Genomic DNA, 1,671 nt, shown 5'->3' with positions numbered 1-1,671 from the left:
ATTCGGTGCAAAATTACAAACTTCTACATGCTACGGCGCAAAAATAAGTTTTATACTCCATTGGAACTATGTTACAATAAAACAACGGTTTTATTTTATGAAAATTTTAGAATTATTGGTATCTAAGAACTATTGAAAGGAGAGATAGTCGTTGGAACACGTTGATTTATTAATTAAAAAACTGACTAAATACGTCTCCTTTGGCCAACCGGTATCTTCCGGTTCTGTCTTTAACCAACGAATATCCGATCCCCGAATTCCGATTTCAGCATATTACATGACAATGAAGCTTCACAATGAGGAGGAGCGCTGTTACCACGAGGTATGGCTTACCAAAGAGGGGCTTTTTGCCGTGACAGAGGCTTGGTATACCGAAACCACCGTCACCCGCAAACTGCTCCATAACGACTTAACGTATGAGCAGCTCATGGAAACGTACGGAGAAGAAGAAGCGAAATCCGTCGTTGTCAGAATGACCGAAATCATCAGTAAATCTGAAGCGGATGACTGGAACCGAAGCTTCTTTTCAAAAAGAATGTAAAGCGCATTATAATTTCTTACGATGGGTGCGCCACGAACCACTTGATAGAAGTGGATACCCCCGCCCATCGTTCCATACATAGATCCATCCTTCCCGATCCGGTCGAACCGCATCGTTAATCCATAATCTTTCATAGTCATTGCATAGACCAGGTCCATTATAATCTTCTAGCAGATCCATCTGAACCAGCCCTTCATCCGTCACCTGCAGCCACTCCCCTATTACGATATTCTCACCCTTCAGCACTAAAGCAGGGTAGGGTCCATAATTATACAGTGTCCCCCGAACACATCCCGATTCCAGCTGTACTACATAAGGCGCTGCCACAGCATGATTCACCTCGCCTTCAAGCAATGTTCCATAAACAAACACCCAAATCACAGCACTTCACATCCTATTTCATCATTATTACTCAGCTCAAAAAAGGAACACGTACGCTTATTTCATCTTGTCCTTTAGCCGTTTCCGTTCGAAATTTGCCGCATACTTTGTATTATAGCTACAAAAGCAAACCTGGAAAGAAGGAGATGATCCGATGCTAAGTCAAGAAGATGCAAACAAAATCATTTTGTTTTTATCCGCTGCCTACGGCTGTACGGACTCCGAAGAAGCTCAGGAAGAATTTCACCGGTTAGCCAATGAACTGCGCAAAGCATCCGGGCAGCCGGAGCAATAAATTTTTACATCTATAGCTTCTTGGAATAACGCCGCTCTCCTCAAGTGAGCAGGCGTTTTTTTGCGTGCAGAGCATTCACCTAGGGATATTCGCCCTCATATAGTAAGTTAGCTCGCATCAAAATCAGAAAAAAATCCTAATTATTCAAAAACATATATTGCCGATAATCTTACTTGGAATTATAATAAAGATAATAACTTTCAAAGCATACAAATGCATGGGGTGGAGATCATGGACTGGAGTATTGCATTAATGGGGCTGTTCGTCGGCCTATTGGTCGGCTTGACAGGTGTGGGAGGAGCAGCACTACTAACGCCTCTTCTAGTGTTATTGGGGATCCAACCGACAGTTGCGGTAGCAACCGACTTGTTCTACAACTCGATTACAAAGCTATTCGGGAGCATTCAGCATTACCGTCAGAAAACAATCAATTTCAAAGTCACCAAATATTTGG

The 1,671-nt window shown here is 42.6% G+C and carries 4 protein-coding genes; 3 read left to right on the top strand and 1 reads right to left on the bottom strand.

The genetic code is table 11. The features are described 5' to 3' along the window. Nucleotides 1-151: 151 nt before the first annotated feature. Nucleotides 152-541: a hypothetical protein gene (locus BP97_RS0130910; protein ID WP_028552551.1), complete on the top strand. Its 390-nt coding sequence runs from the start codon at nt 152-154 to the stop codon at nt 539-541. Between the two features lie 6 nt (nt 542-547). Here BP97_RS0130910 and BP97_RS0130905 read toward each other — a convergent pair whose 3' ends face one another. Beyond that, nucleotides 548-922, bottom strand: a complete 375-nt coding sequence (locus tag BP97_RS0130905; protein ID WP_028552550.1) for a gamma-glutamylcyclotransferase family protein — start codon at nt 920-922, stop codon at nt 548-550. A 154-nt stretch (nt 923-1,076) separates the two neighbouring features. Here BP97_RS0130905 and BP97_RS0130900 point away from each other — a divergent pair, with 154 nt between their 5' ends. Together BP97_RS0130900 and BP97_RS38050 are read left to right on the top strand one after the other, a co-directional pair. Continuing rightward, nucleotides 1,077-1,217 carry a hypothetical protein gene (locus BP97_RS0130900; protein WP_028552549.1) on the top strand — a complete coding sequence of 47 codons (141 nt, stop codon included), beginning with the start codon at nt 1,077-1,079 and terminating at the stop codon, nt 1,215-1,217. 231 nt (nt 1,218-1,448) lie between these two features. After that, nucleotides 1,449-1,671: TSUP family transporter (locus tag BP97_RS38050; RefSeq protein ID WP_156043444.1), on the top strand; the 223-nt coding region annotated here is incomplete at its 3' end.

Origin of the sequence: Paenibacillus sp. UNC451MF, assembly GCF_000686845.1 — a bacterium.
Lineage (GTDB): Bacteria > Bacillota > Bacilli > Paenibacillales > NBRC-103111 > Paenibacillus_S.
This window is presented reverse-complemented; position numbering and strand designations above follow the sequence as displayed.